This is a genomic window from Paenibacillus hunanensis (assembly GCF_014645615.1).
GTDB classification, from domain to species: Bacteria; Bacillota; Bacilli; order Paenibacillales; family Paenibacillaceae; genus Saccharibacillus; species Saccharibacillus hunanensis.
The window spans coordinates 24,972-39,211 of the sequence record NZ_BMMB01000006.1; the positions used below are offsets into that span (position 1 = coordinate 24,972).

9 protein-coding genes and 1 CRISPR repeat array are annotated in these 14,240 nt (G+C 47.9%); all 9 genes read left to right on the plus strand.

Annotated features, from left to right (window positions below):
* Positions 1–206: 206 nt before the first annotated feature.
* The 9 genes from IEX62_RS13745 to IEX62_RS13785 all read left to right on the plus strand — a co-directional run bounded on the left by IEX62_RS13745 (position 207) and on the right by IEX62_RS13785 (position 14,111).
* Entirely contained in the window at positions 207–2,387 is a 2,181-nt protein-coding gene (locus tag IEX62_RS13745; protein WP_188776115.1) for a RelA/SpoT family protein, read from the plus strand.
* A 209-nt stretch (positions 2,388–2,596) separates the two neighbouring features.
* On the plus strand, positions 2,597–3,064 hold the full coding sequence (dtd, locus tag IEX62_RS13750) for a D-aminoacyl-tRNA deacylase (protein WP_188776116.1): 468 nt from the start codon (positions 2,597–2,599) through the stop codon (positions 3,062–3,064).
* Between the two features lie 145 nt (positions 3,065–3,209).
* Positions 3,210–3,510: direct repeats of the CRISPR family, unit length 32 nt; unit sequence GTCACTCCTTGCACAGGAGTGTGGATTGAAAT.
* A 593-nt stretch (positions 3,511–4,103) separates the two neighbouring features.
* Positions 4,104–4,610 (plus strand): type 1 glutamine amidotransferase domain-containing protein, encoded by a 507-nt coding sequence (locus IEX62_RS13755; protein ID WP_188776117.1) that lies wholly within the window; start codon positions 4,104–4,106, stop codon positions 4,608–4,610.
* Positions 4,611–4,705: 95 nt separating this feature from the next.
* Positions 4,706–5,161, plus strand: coding sequence for a hypothetical protein (locus IEX62_RS13760; protein ID WP_188776118.1), 456 nt, complete (start codon positions 4,706–4,708; stop codon positions 5,159–5,161).
* Between the two features lie 623 nt (positions 5,162–5,784).
* The gene (locus tag IEX62_RS13765) at positions 5,785–6,444 is read left to right on the plus strand and encodes an SUKH-4 family immunity protein (protein WP_188776119.1); all 660 of its coding nucleotides are present in this window, start codon (positions 5,785–5,787) and stop codon (positions 6,442–6,444) included.
* Positions 6,445–7,053: 609 nt separating this feature from the next.
* Entirely contained in the window at positions 7,054–8,298 is a 1,245-nt protein-coding gene (hisS, locus tag IEX62_RS13770; protein WP_188776120.1) for a histidine--tRNA ligase, read from the plus strand.
* A 53-nt stretch (positions 8,299–8,351) separates the two neighbouring features.
* A complete protein-coding gene (gene aspS / locus IEX62_RS13775; RefSeq protein WP_188776121.1) occupies positions 8,352–10,133 on the plus strand; it encodes an aspartate--tRNA ligase in 1,782 nt (593 codons plus the stop codon).
* A gap of 297 nt (positions 10,134–10,430) precedes the next feature.
* Positions 10,431–11,186 carry a tRNA threonylcarbamoyladenosine dehydratase gene (locus IEX62_RS13780; RefSeq protein WP_188776122.1) on the plus strand — a complete coding sequence of 252 codons (756 nt, stop codon included), beginning with the start codon at positions 10,431–10,433 and terminating at the stop codon, positions 11,184–11,186.
* 768 nt (positions 11,187–11,954) lie between these two features.
* Positions 11,955–14,111, plus strand: a complete 2,157-nt coding sequence (locus IEX62_RS13785) for a HelD family protein (RefSeq protein WP_188776123.1) — start codon at positions 11,955–11,957, stop codon at positions 14,109–14,111.
* The last annotated feature ends 129 nt before the right edge of the window (positions 14,112–14,240 follow it).

The window sequence follows — 14,240 nt, forward strand, 5'->3', positions numbered from 1 at the left end:
TCTTTACAAACCCTTCATGTATAACGGTTGACGCGGCTATGTGCAAGAGGCATAATTAGAGGAAACCCCTTTTTGGTGCCTGTGGCTGTAAGGTAGCTTGTCAGGCCTTGTATTGAACGTATTTTCAAGATTTATGAAATGAAAAGTATATATTCGTCGGTTTACAAACCGTTATTTATGAATAGAAAGGATACGACAACGATTCCATGGGCATAGAGCGATTACTTGAAAAGGCGTCCGCCTATATAAAACCAAAGGATCTCGAACGTATCCAGGAGGCCTATGAATTTGCCGATCAGGCTCACCATGGCCAGGTGCGTAAGTCGGGAGAACCTTATATTTTGCATCCACTGGCAGTTGCAGATATCGTGGTGGGCATGGAGATGGACACCATCTCGATCATCGCTGCACTGCTGCATGATGTTGTCGAAGACACCACTGTACCTCTGGAAGAAATCCGTACTCGGTTTGGTGATAGCTGCGCTATGCTGGTTGATGGACTGACCAAGCTGGAGCGCATCAAATTCCGTTCCAAAGAAGAGCAGCAAAACGAGAACTATCGTAAAATGTTTATCGCGATGGCACAGGATATTCGCGTTATCGTTATCAAGCTGGCTGACCGTCTGCACAATATGCGCACGCTGAAATATCAGTCGGAGGAAAGTCAGCGCCGAATCGCTTATGAAACACTAGAAATCTTCTGCCCGGTTGCTCACCGTCTCGGTATTTCCGCGATTAAGTGGGAGATGGAGGATATTGCGCTTCGCTACTTGAATCCGCAGCAGTACTATCGTATTGCGAACCTGATGCACAAAAAGCGTGCAGAGCGTGAGCAATATATCGATAATGTTATCGTGCGTATCCGTGAAAAATTGCAGGAAATGGGTATCGATGCGGATCTGTCCGGTCGACCAAAGCATATTTATAGCGTGTACCAGAAGATGACGAACAAAAACAAGCAATTTAACGAAATCTATGATCTGCTGGCGATTCGGATCATTGTGGACAATATTAAAGATTGTTACGCAACACTCGGTATTATCCATACGCTGTGGAAGCCGATGCCAGGACGATTCAAGGATTATATCGCTATGCCCAAGCCGAATATGTATCAGTCGCTGCATACGACCGTAGTAGGTCCGAATGGCGAGCCGACAGAGGTACAGATTCGTACATGGGATATGCACCGTACGGCTGAGTTCGGTATCGCTGCACACTGGGCGTACAAGGAAGGCGGCTCTACAGGCGGCAATATGGAAAATAAAGTACCATTTTTCAAAGAAATTCTGGAGCTTCAGCATGAAGCACAGGATGCTTCTGAATTTGTAGAATCGCTGAAAATGGACTTTTTCTCTGATCTGGTGTTTGTCTTTACGCCAAAAGGCGAAGTCATCGAGCTGCCGAATGGCTCGGTGCCGCTCGACTTTGCATATCGTATTCATACCGAGGTCGGTAACCGAACGATCGGTGCCAAGGTCAACGGACGTATCGTGCCGCTTGATCATCGCCTCAAGACGGGCGATATCGTTGAGATTCTGACCTCCAAGCATTCGTATGGCCCAAGTCAGGACTGGCTGAAAATTGCACAATCTTCCCACGCGCGCAGTAAAATTAAGCAGTGGTATAAGAAGGAAAAACGCGAGGAGAACGTGCAAAAGGGACGCGAAGCGCTGGAGCGTGAGATTAAGCGTCTAAACCTGGAGCCTTCGGCATGGCTGAGTGATGATAAGCTGCTGGAGGTTGGTAAAAAGTTTGCTTTCCACGATGTGGAGGATATGCTCGCTGCGATCGGATTTGGCGGCATTACCGCAGCTCAAATCTGCACACGACTGACAGAGAAGCTGCGTCGTGAGCAGGAAGAATCGAATATGATCGAGCTGTCCAATCAGGTGAAGGAAGTCAAAACAGCTGCACCTGAGCAAAAACGCCGTCCAACCCACGGAGTAAGCATTAAGGGTGTCGATAATCTGCTTGTACGCTTTGCACGCTGTTGTAACCCTGTACCTGGCGACGATATCGTCGGCTACGTTACACGCGGACGCGGTGTATCGATTCACCGTAGCGACTGTACGAATGTACCGAATGTCGATGATCCGAACGAATCGGCTCGTATTATCGAAGTCGAGTGGGAAGATGCAGTGGAAGCGAACTATAACGTCGATATCGAGATCACCGGTCACGATCGCCGTGGTTTGCTCAACGAAGTGCTGCAAACCGTTGCCGAGAGCAAGACTAACATCTCTGCCGTCTCGGGACGCTCCGATAAAAATAAAATGGCCATGATCCATATGACGATCATGATCCGTAATACCGATCATTTGCAATCGGTTGTTGATAAAATCAAACGCGTGCAGGATGTGTATACCGTGCACCGGATTATGCAGTAAGCATCCGTAATACCAGTAAGTGCTATTAGTAATACGTAAAGCATAGTAAAATGTGTTGCTGTGTAAGTGGATAGCTGCTTATCCGCTCAACAAAACCGCTCTAAGAAGAAGCCAATCTCGCTGTGATGAGCGGCGATTGGCTTCTTTTGTTATATCGATCAATACCACGAACTATACATCCTATCTTGTAAACGAAAGGAATCATTCCCATGAGAGTAGTTATCCAGCGCTGTAAACAGGCAGCGGTGACTGTAAACGGCGATACCGTCGGACAAATTGGAAAAGGCTTAATGGTGCTCGTCGGCGTTACTCACGGCGATACAGTAGAAGATGCACAATACCTTGCAGGCAAAGTCGCAGGCATTCGCATTTTCGAGGATGAAGCAGGTAAAATGAATCTCGGCATTAGCGATATCGGCGGCGAAGTGCTGTCTGTATCCCAATTCACCCTGTATGGCGATTCCCGTAAAGGCAAGCGCCCCAGCTTCATTGAAGCCGCTCGCCCGGACGAAGCGATCCCTGTCTACGAAGCCTTCAATGAGGCGCTGGAGCAGCACGGATTAACCGTAGCTACCGGCATCTTCGGCGCCGACATGGACGTCTCTCTAACCAACTGGGGCCCCGTCACCCTCATCATCGACAGCCCCACCAAAAATGCGAACCTCAAGCTAACATAAAATCCCTGGGAGGTTCGCACCCCGCACCCAGCAAGGGCTGCGGGGATTTTTGTTGTTTTTTGATATCGTTTGAAGTAGGCTAAAAGAGAGGTTCGCACTTTTAGCCACTTTTGGCGTTGATACATAAGGGCTGGTTGGGTGTACAGTCACTCCTTGCACAGGAGTGTGGATTGAAATCGTCAAAGAACAATGATGCATCCCATAGAGTTTGGTCACTCCTTGCACAGGAGTGTGGATTGAAATATGATCTATAGATACTACTACAAAAGAGACGATAGAGCGTCACTCCTTGCACAGGAGTGTGGATTGAAATTATGAGCGCAGGGGTAACGTCAAATACCCCGTGCGGTCACTCCTTGCACAGGAGTGTGGATTGAAATTCGTCTGGTTTGTGGAACATCATGATTTTTTCTAGTCATTCTTTGCACAGGAGCATGGATTGCAATACAGCACTTATTTAAAACAGATTTTCGAATATTTGAGTCACTCTTAGCACGAAATTTCAAATTAAAACACACCAAACTTGATCAATAAATCACTAAAACACTTACTCCCCAAATCAACTTAACCCACTCGCATGGACAAACTACACCATCCCCAACTCGCATAATCTCCCCCACCTGAACGAAGGAAAGGAAATAAGGGCAAAGGACGACTTTGGAGGGCGGGAATCTACATTTGCTTCATCATTCGTAGATTCCTGCGCTCCACCCGAGTCCGTGCCCTTATTCCTTTTCAGAGTGGGGTCGCCAATCATGCTCGAATACGAGTACTCCTACCACATATTCAATCACAGCAAGCCCACTCCTTTCCCCAGCATGTTATATCCGCTCAACAACAGGGTAATAACATTAACGAAACCCAAGCCCATATCCCGCTTGCACCCGGCAAAGCAATAACCTGTGCTTCCTGTTCAATTCTATCGAACTCCATACACACCAGCACAAAAACCAGCCGAGCACATTGGACATTCGCCGCCCTGCAAGCACCGGGCACCCGAATCAATTACATTTCACGATCCAGGAGAGGAGATAACATCATGAGTAAAATAGCGTTTCTACTGGCAAATGAATTTGAGGATTCCGAAATGCAGGTACCTTACGACGAGCTGACGAAGGCTGGTCATGAGGCGGATATTATTGGACTGGAAAAGGGTCAAAAGGTAACAGGTAAAAATGGAAAAGCGGAATATACAATCGAAAAAGCAATCACTGAGGTGCAAGCCTCCGATTATGATGCAGTGGTTATTCCAGGTGGCTCTTCGCCAGAGAATCTGCGCCTGAACGCGGATGTACTGAATTTTGTTACCGAGATTGATAATGCCAATAAAACCATTGGTGCGATCTGTCACGGGCCACAAATTCTGGCGAGTGCAGATCTGCTAAAAGGGCGCACAATCACATCGTATCCAGCATTAAAGGCGGACATGATGAACGCTGGTGCGAATTTTAAGGATGGCGAAGCGATTGTCGATGGCAATCTGATTACATCCCGTGTCCCAGATGATGAGCCAGCATTTGTACGCGAGCTGCTGAAAGTACTGTAAGTCTCCAGTTCAGTTCACATGTTACTTGCTCCACACCAGACAGGCTGTAGGGAGGAAATCGCTACAGCCTGATCAATAGCGAGGAGGTCATGACGATGACACAACATATTCAGGCTTACTTTCGTACCGAGGATCAGGCAGAGAGCGCTCGTATTTCATTAGAGACATTGAACGTGAAAAATCTAGAGGTTGGACGCCTTGAAAGCCAGGTGAATCAAGGTGGTCGTGTACTGGTGCCGTTGCTGCCAGTCAATGCTGGTGGAGGAACAACCGGTGGCACAACGAGCGGCGTAGCAGGCGGTACAGGCCCGGGAACGATTATTCCACCGACAGCGATTATCGGTGATGATGGCAATCGTAACGAAGTACGCGATAATGATTCCGACCGTGACGCACGTGATGATCACGACGCATGGAGCGCAATGAATGCAACGGATAAAGACTATGACGATCTGAAATACGTCCTTTCCGTTACAGCGATGGAAGCAGATGTAGAGAGCGTCGTGCAAAAGCTGCGTACAAACAACGCATTTGTCGAGGTTCTTGAATAGAATCCCTTCACTTTACAAGAGCAGAACAATGAGCAATCATGCGATGTTGTAAACGTTATCAAATGGTTTGGCGATAGCTACGTTTCATTATCCTTCAATCGCGAAGCCAGCATGTAGGACGTAGCTGAATCCCACACATTTGTACTCGATCAGAGCATGGTTGCTCGTACTATAGATGAAATTAAACACAGGCAAAATCGATAAAAGTAGCTTTCCCTTCAAGGATAACGAAGGAGGAGCTACTTTTTATGTAGGATGGAAATATATAAGAAAAGGGCAACTTTTGAGCCTGTTTCAGCTAGGTGATCGTATAAGTTATACCTATTGTAACGAAACTGTAATATAGGAAACATCTTCCCTTAACAATGTGCACCTATAATGAACACATGACCCCCTTTTAACATACTTGTTGACCTGCAGCCCGTTGCTGCAGGTATTTTTTTGTGCTTAGAGCATTGACTTTAGCGCGGTAGTTCATTACAATCGGTAAATATAACATGAAGCTATCTCTAGTGCCATCTTTGCCAGGGAACCAGCATGAGACCCCAGCATCGTATAGTCTCGCGCTGTACATCTTGCCCTGCATGCTATGTCTAATTGTACTGAAGTGAGGAGTTGAGCATATGACTGATCACCATCCCTATCCGATGTTATATGCGTCTGGATCGATCAGGGTTGCAGATCATTTGCTTAATGAAGCTTCCTTGCCTGTGGAAGTGCATGATTTTTTGATGCAGTATGGTTTGCCAATGCTACCGACTAAGAATGACAATACGATAGCTCCTGTGCAATTTTGCGAGCCATTTATACATTCGATAGGAAAGCGGCAATGGTTCATTATTGCTAGAGAAGAGTGGAGTGAAGGGCTGCGAATTGGGCTTGATCTTGCCAGCTTTGAAGTGTGTTGGCTGGAGGAGACAGGCAATGGTCGTCCTGCAATAGCTGTCCTGAATCGTTCGTTGTTTTGCTTTTTGGACTTTATGGAGCAGCTGCTGGTCTTCGTAGCCAAGCATCCATTGCCAGAATATGAAGCTCAAACGTATACCGCTGAGGAAGCAGCAGAGAAGCTAGCAGCCTGGCGAGAACGTCAGCGAACCGGACAATCGATTCAGCGAACACCGGAGCAGGAAAAACGTATTCGTATGAATCGTCAGCTAGAGCAACAATTTCAAGCAGGCTTGCGCCAATTAAAGCAATCTTTTCGCCAAACGGACGCTATCGCCATGAAACGTAATTCCTGGTGGAAAGTAGTGCTTGAACAATTAGAAGATGGTATAATATAATTTATGAAATCAAGTGTGAGTGATCTCCTCACACGAGGTACAATGAAAAGAGGATTTTTGCAAAGCAAAATATCCCACAACTGTATGAATGATTCATAGACGGGAAAAGTACCACCGATACCGGACAGTTCCATTTTGGAAAAGAGAGGAATCCCCCTGGGCTGCAAGGGTTCCCTGTACGACGGTGCGAAAAGACCTCCCCGAGAACATGATGTGAAAGATAGAAAAGGATGCAGCGCGAATAGGGTTCGAGTGTTTCGTGAAATGGACAAGCCTCTGGCTTTACCTCATGCTACTTTTGGAATCTAAGTAACCTCATGCGTAGTCAGCGGGCGTTAACCGCTTAATGAAGCGAATGTATCTGGATGGGTTGTATCCGGGAGCTTTGGCAGATTTCATTCTGTGCGTTTTGCATGAATGATATCGATCAGCCAGACAGTAGCCGTATACACGGCAGCATTCGAAATGTGGGTGGCACCACGGGTGAATGGTATATCCAGTCCCTCGTCCCTGTTTGTATGATCGAACAGTGACGTGGGGCTTTTTTGTGTTTTCTAATCCAAGTCGTCTAACCAGTCACTGGTTTTCAGCTAAGAAGGAGGAGCAATTATGGCGTTTCAAAAACCAACAGGCACGCAGGATTTCCTGCCAGGCACTGTGGAGAAATGGCAGTATGTTGAAGAAAAGGCAAGAGATCTGTGCAGACGTTTTAACTATCGGGAGATTCGTACACCGATGTTTGAACAAACCGAGCTATTCCAGCGCGGTGTCGGCGAAACGACAGATGTCGTACAGAAGGAAATGTACACCTTCGAGGATAAAGGTCATCGCAGTATGACACTTCGCCCAGAAGGGACAGCAGGCGTGGTTCGCGCGTATGCGGAGAACAAGCTGTATGGTGAGCCAGATGTGAGCAAGCTGTATTATATGGGGCCGATGTTCCGTTATGAGCGTCCGCAGGCAGGTCGTTATCGTCAATTTCACCAGTTTGGTGTTGAGGCGTTTGGGTCGGTTGATCCAGCGATCGATGTGGAGGTTATCGCACTAGGCTTGCAATTTTTCAAGGAGCTGGGTCTGAAGGATGTATCGGTTGAGATCAACTCGGTCGGTACTTCTGAGACACGTGCAGCTTACAATGAAGCGCTGCTCGGCTTCCTGCGTCCGATGAAAGACACACTGTGCAAGGATTGTCAGCATCGTATGGAGCGTAACCCGATGCGTGTGCTCGATTGCAAAGTCGATCAGGATAAATTTGTCGGTGCACCGTCCATTTTGGATAGTCTTGATGAAGAGAGTACAGCGTACTTCCAGCAGGTAAAGGATCATCTGACCGCGATGGAGGTTCCGTATCGTGTGAATGAGCGTCTCGTACGTGGATTGGATTATTACACGCATACAGCGTTTGAATACAAAGCGCAGGGTATCGGTGCAATCGATACGATCGGTGGCGGCGGACGTTACAACAAGCTCGTGGCTGAGGTTGGCGGCCCGGATCAGCCGGGAATTGGCTTTGGTATTGGAATGGAGCGTCTACAGCTCATTCTGGCCAGTCAGGAAGTCGAAGTGCCAGCAGTGAAGCCGATTGACGTCTATCTGGTAGCGATTGGCGAAGCGGCGGAAAAAGAAACCGTAAAGCAGCTATTCAAGCTACGTACACTCGGCTTCTCCGCAGAGCGTGATTATCTTGGACGCAAAATCAAAGCACAAATGAAATCCGCTGACCGTTTTCAGGCACGTTATACAGCGATTCTCGGTGACGATGAGCTGTCACGTGGCGAAATTTCACTTAAAGCGATGGACACGGGTGAACAACAAAATGTAAAACTGGCTCAGCTTGCTGACCATTTGAAATAAGTTGAACTACATTTTCATCACAATTAAGCATTGGATAAAAAGGAGAGTATAACATGTTAAGGACTCACAACTGCGGACAATTGACCGCTGCCAGCATTGGCGAAACGGTAACACTGAACGGCTGGGTGCAAACTCGTCGTGACCTTGGAGGCGTATTGTTTATCGATCTGCGTGACCGTACAGGTATTGTACAGATCGTATTCAACCCATCGTTCTCCGGCGATGCATTGCAAATTGCAGACCGTGTACGTAGCGAATATGTACTGGCTGTTAAAGGTGAAGTCGTTCGTCGTGACGAGGAAACGATCAACCCGAACCTGCCAACAGGCGACATCGAAGTGCGTATTACAGAGATCGAAGTGATCAACGCGGCGAAAACACCTCCATTCTTCATCGAAGATGGTGTAGAGGTAGACGAATCGCTGCGTATGAAATATCGTTACCTTGACCTGCGTCGTCCAGAAATGCAAAAAACACTGATGTTGCGTTCAAAAGCAACAAAAATCTTCCGTGACTTCCTCGATGAGCAGGGCTTCATCGATGTCGAAACGCCGATTCTGACTAAAAGTACACCAGAAGGCGCGCGTGACTATCTCGTACCAAGCCGTGTGCATGAAGGCGAATTTTTCGCACTGCCACAATCACCGCAAATTTACAAGCAGCTGCTGATGGTGAGTGGACTGGAGCGTTACTACCAGATCGCTCGTTGCTTCCGTGACGAAGACCTTCGTGCAGACCGTCAACCAGAATTTACACAGGTTGACATCGAGACTTCGTTTATCGAGCGTGATGAGCTGCTCGGTATGATGGAGCAGCTGATGGTGCGTCTGTTCAAGGAAACAATCAACGTAGATATCCCGACTCCGTTCCAACGCATTACGCATGCAGAAGCGATGGACAAGTACGGTTCTGATAAGCCTGACCTGCGCTTTGGTCTGGAACTCGTTAACGTAAGCCATATCGTTGCGAACAGCGGTGCAAAAGTATTCGCATCCGTGATCGAAAACGGTGGGGAAGTCAAAGTGCTGAACGCTAAAGGCTGCGGCACATGGACGCGTAAAGAGATCGACAGCCTGGAGCCGTATGCAAAACGTTACGGTGCAAAAGGTCTGGCATGGATTCAAGTCAAAGAAGGCGAATTCCGCGGCCCTATCGTGAAATTCCTGAGCGAAGACGAAATTCAGCAGCTGCGTGAAACGACAGGTGCTGAAGAAGGCGACCTGCTGTTATTCTCGGCAGATAAGAAGCAGGTTGTAGCCGATGTACTTGGCGCAATGCGTGTGAAAATCGGTCGTGACCTCGGTCTGATCGACGACAACAGCTATAAATTTGCATGGGTTGTAGACTTCCCACTGCTCGGCTACGATGAGAACTCCAAGCGTTATGTAGCTGAACACCATCCATTCACACGTCCTTACGAGGAAGACCTGGAGCTGTTCGATACAGACCCTGGCAAAATCCGCGCGCAAGCGTACGATATCGTATTGAACGGCTATGAAGTAGGTGGCGGTTCCCAGCGTATTTACAAACGTGATCTGCAAGAGAAAATGTTCGAAATGCTCGGCTTCACACCAGAAGCAGCACGTGAGCAATTTGGCTTCCTGATGGATGCGTTTGAATATGGTACGCCTCCACACGGCGGTATCGCGTTCGGTCTTGACCGTCTCGTTATGCTGCTGGCTGGTCGCACGAACCTGCGTGAAACGATCGCATTCCCGAAAACAGCGAATGCAACGGATCTGCTGATGGACGCTCCAGCTCCAGTCGAAGCGTCTCAACTGGAAGACCTGCACATCCGTCTGGCACCGAAAAAGCTCGTTGTCGACAAAAGCTAATTATTCTAGCTGATGTATCGGAATGATATATAAATGCACTATCCACAACTGCTGCAATCGATCATTGGACGATTGCAGCAGTTGTTTTGTGGGTATGTGGTATCATGGATTATTGTGGATAGAGTCAATGCAAAACTAACTTGTCGCCTAGGGTCGCTACAGTGTACGATTGGTTTGACGTGGGCTTGGATTAGAGTTCAATTGTAACTGACGTATCTACTAGCCAGCGACAGGTAGGTGTCAATATGTAGTGGTCATACGGAACAATAAATGTAAATGGAAAGGAGCTGAACTGAAATGCTGAATCAATTTTCCCGTACCGAGCTCGCCTTTGGTCCGGAAGGCATTGAAGTGATGAAAAATAGTACGGTTGCTGTGCTTGGTATTGGCGGTGTAGGTGGAATTGCCGTTGAAGCGCTGGCGCGTACTGGTGTAGGTCGCATCATCCTGATCGATAAGGATGTTGTCGATATTACGAATATTAACCGTCAGATTCATGCGCTCACATCAACTGTAGGTCAGAAAAAAGCAGACCTGATGGTCGAACGTGTGAAGCTGATCAACCCGGAATGTGAAGCGATCGCGCTGAATATGTTTTATACCGAGGAAACGTATGAGGAGCTGTTCAAGTACGATCTCGATTATGTGGTCGATGCATCGGATACGATCATTTACAAAATCCATCTGATCAAGCAGTGTCTGGAGCGCGGTATCCCGATCATTTCCAGTATGGGTGCTGCCAACAAAATGGACCCGACTCGCTTCCAGGTCGCAGATATCTCCAAAACGCATATGGACCCGATCGCACGTGTCGTACGTACAAAGCTGCGTAAGGAAGGTATCCGTAAAGGGGTAAAGGTTGTATTTTCAACCGAGGAGCCAATGAAGCCCCGTGTGGATGTTACGCAAAAGATCGTTCCAGAAAATGCACCGGAAATCCGCAAAGCGAAGCAGCCGCCAGCAAGTAATGCCTTCGTGCCGCCAGTGGCAGGACTGATTATGGTGAGTGTCGTTGTGCGTGAGCTGTTGGAAAAGAACGGGATTGAGCTTTAAAAGCGGATTTACGCTGAATTAGGCGTTGATTGTTTTGAATAGCGCTTGGTGTATGCAAATACAGATTGCGCGACATCCATAGGAGCTGGCACATAAGTCTGCGAATACGGAAGCTGTAAACCACTGTAGACGTATCGACCAATTGCTCCAAAGCAGTATTGTAGCAGGTTAATGTTTCGCATAAGCTGGTTATATCTGTTGTTGACGCGTCATTGCAATAATAGATGTAGCCAGCTTTATGTTTAGAAAAGAGGGGTAAAGCATGTTTAATATTCCAAGCTATCGACAAGGGTGACTTTTCAGTCTACAATGCTCTGGATGAAACTAGAATTATGTTTGGCGAGCAGTTAGCAGCTGAAATGCTAAACAACGGTACAAAGCTCAGACGAACACAAGTTTTTTAACGATATAGATCAAAAAAACAATAAAATTTAGCGCGCAATTGCAGTCATTTTGCCAAAACAGCGATACACTCTATTCTAACAAACCATACACCTACCCATAACCAACGATACACTTATCTGCAATAATTCCCACTAGCGCTCCCCTGCAAACTATGCTACACTAAACATCCTTTGTTCCGAAATGCATCGAACCGATGATGCGCACGGATAACTTTATGGCTCAAACTATAAACAAAGCGCAAACATATGAAAAGTACATTCAACACTCCATCACCTTCATGGTCTTGGAGCGGACTGGGTGTGCTTTTTGCTCGTTATTTGCGGGACAGGGGACACATAACGATGTTCTTAGGAGGTAACTGAAATGGACAAGGATTTTCAAAGTGCCTATCAAGAAGAGCACAGCAAGCTGCTGCTCACGCTGGAAGAGGTAGACGCGCAGCTCAAGCGGCTGACGGACATTCCGGTCTATACCGGACATGATTTCACCGAGCAGGTGCTGGAGGCAGGGCGTGAGCAGCAGCGGCAGACACTCACGAAGAGTGCAAGAGAGCCTTACTTTGGCAGACTCGACTTTGCGGAAGGCGAGCAGGGCGAACGTCGCCCGCTGTATATCGGCAAGGTGGGTGTGGGCAAAACCGAGATTGATGAAGAACCACTCGTCGTTGACTGGCGAGCACCCGTAGCGAGCTTGTTTTACTCGTTCACCGGTGGGGAAGAGATCGCCGAGTACGAAGCACCGGAAGGAATCGTACAGGGGCTTGTATTTCTCAAGCGTAACCTGGTCATTCGACAACGAATGCTGGAACGACTTGCGGATACGTATGATCGTGAAAGTAGCGAGCCTGTCGTGACCGATGAATTTCTCGTATATCGATTAGGCGAAAATAAAGATAACAAACTGCGGGATATCGTATCCACGATTCAGGCAGAGCAGGATCGTATTATCCGCGCAGCCAAAAATACGGCGTTAATCATTCAGGGCGTTGCCGGTAGTGGTAAAACGACGGTAGCGCTTCATCGCCTTGCCTTCCTGCTGTATCAGTATCAGGAGCAGGTATCGGCAGAGCGTATGATTATTTTTGCACCGAACCACATGTTTTTAGATTATATTTCCGAAGTGCTGCCAGAGCTCGGTGTAGGCGATATTCAGCAAAGCACCTTTGCTGATTGGGCGCAGCAGCTGCTCGAAAGCGATATTCGTCTGGTGCCTCAGTCAGAAACGTATGAGGAATGGTTTGAGACGACCACACGCCCGGACGTGAGCGATGCTACGCCATCGCGGTATAAAGGGTCGCTGGCATTTATGGAGCTATTACAGCAATATGTCGGTCTGCTGGAGCAGCATTCGGTGCCAGAGCAAGACTTTAGTCCATGGGATGGCAAGGTGCTGACGAGAGAGCAGATTCTGGAATGGTACAATGTCGAGTATCGTCCGTATCCGCTGGCACGGCGTAAGGAACGGGTACTTGCAAGGCTGCATCGCTGGATTGAGATGGAGCTGAAGCAAGCACCATCCGAGGCGATTCGTAAGGAACGCCGCAAAAAGGCAGCACAGCGTGAAAAATCATACGCCGCCAAATGGCCACGCTACGAACCAATCGCACTGTACAAGCAATTGTTCAAAGCAGGCAAAAGTGCTGTGACCGCAGAGCAGCTGGAAGAGATCTGGTCGCAATTACCAGCAGGTATGCTCAAGGCAGTCTCGACTGAGCTGAAAAAAGATCGTATTCGCGATGAAGACCTGCCTGCACTCGTATATATTCATACGCTTCTGCATGAGATGGATAGCAAGCATCGATTTGACCATGTGGTGATTGACGAAGCGCAGGACTTTTCACCATTTCATGTTGCCTTGCTGAATCAGTATGTGCGTGGGGGCTCGTTTACGATTCTTGGCGATCTGTCGCAGGGCATTCACGCGTATCGTGGTGTGCATGACTGGCAGGAGATGAGCAGTCTGTTCAATAGCGAGCAGACAGATTATTTCCCACTGACACGAAGCTATCGCTCCACGATGGAGATTATTGAATTTGCGAATATTATTCTGGAGCATGGTGTACGCAATGGGATTACAGCGGTGCCTGTCTTCCGTAGTGGTGACCCGGTACGCTTGTTAGAATGCCCTGCTCCACAGCGAGTAGAGGTGATCGCTCAGCGCTGGCAGGAGCTACAAGCGAAGGAGTTCCGTACAAGCGCAATTCTGACACGTACACTGCATGAAGCAAGGGAATTACATGAGCAGCTAACCGCCGCAGGACTTGATCTGCATCTGATCGACGGCGGTAAAGCAACGTATCAGGGTGGACATTCCATTTTGCCAGTGTATCTATCGAAAGGGCTGGAGTTCGATGCGGTACTATTGACCGATGTGGATCAAGCTCATTATCACGATGATCCGTGGGATGCGCGCCTACTGTATGTTGGCTGCACGCGTGCACTGCATGAGCTGTGGTTGCTATGCGGAGAGAAGTTACCGGATTATGTACGTCAGCCGCAACTGGAATCGGTAGAGGTATAATGACGAGATAAATGGCTGGCTGCGAATGGATGCTTCAGGCGTTCTAATGCTGATATGCACCACGCGTAGCTTGCGACATGACGGTACATGTAATTTAAAGCCACCTATCTCATCACGATGACAATATAA

Excerpts from the sequence above, each read along its gene's own strand:
- IEX62_RS13745 (WP_188776115.1), top strand. The coding sequence starts at position 207 with ATGGGCATAGAGCGATTACTTGAAAAGGCGTCCGCCTATATAAAACCA.
- dtd (WP_188776116.1), top strand. The coding sequence starts at position 2,597 with ATGAGAGTAGTTATCCAGCGCTGTAAACAGGCAGCGGTGACTGTAAAC.
- IEX62_RS13755 (WP_188776117.1), top strand. The coding sequence starts at position 4,104 with ATGAGTAAAATAGCGTTTCTACTGGCAAATGAATTTGAGGATTCCGAA.
- IEX62_RS13760 (WP_188776118.1), top strand. The coding sequence starts at position 4,706 with ATGACACAACATATTCAGGCTTACTTTCGTACCGAGGATCAGGCAGAG.
- IEX62_RS13765 (WP_188776119.1), top strand. The coding sequence starts at position 5,785 with ATGACTGATCACCATCCCTATCCGATGTTATATGCGTCTGGATCGATC.
- hisS (WP_188776120.1), top strand. The coding sequence starts at position 7,054 with ATGGCGTTTCAAAAACCAACAGGCACGCAGGATTTCCTGCCAGGCACT.
- aspS (WP_188776121.1), top strand. The coding sequence starts at position 8,352 with ATGTTAAGGACTCACAACTGCGGACAATTGACCGCTGCCAGCATTGGC.
- IEX62_RS13780 (WP_188776122.1), top strand. The coding sequence starts at position 10,431 with ATGCTGAATCAATTTTCCCGTACCGAGCTCGCCTTTGGTCCGGAAGGC.
- IEX62_RS13785 (WP_188776123.1), top strand. The coding sequence starts at position 11,955 with ATGGACAAGGATTTTCAAAGTGCCTATCAAGAAGAGCACAGCAAGCTG.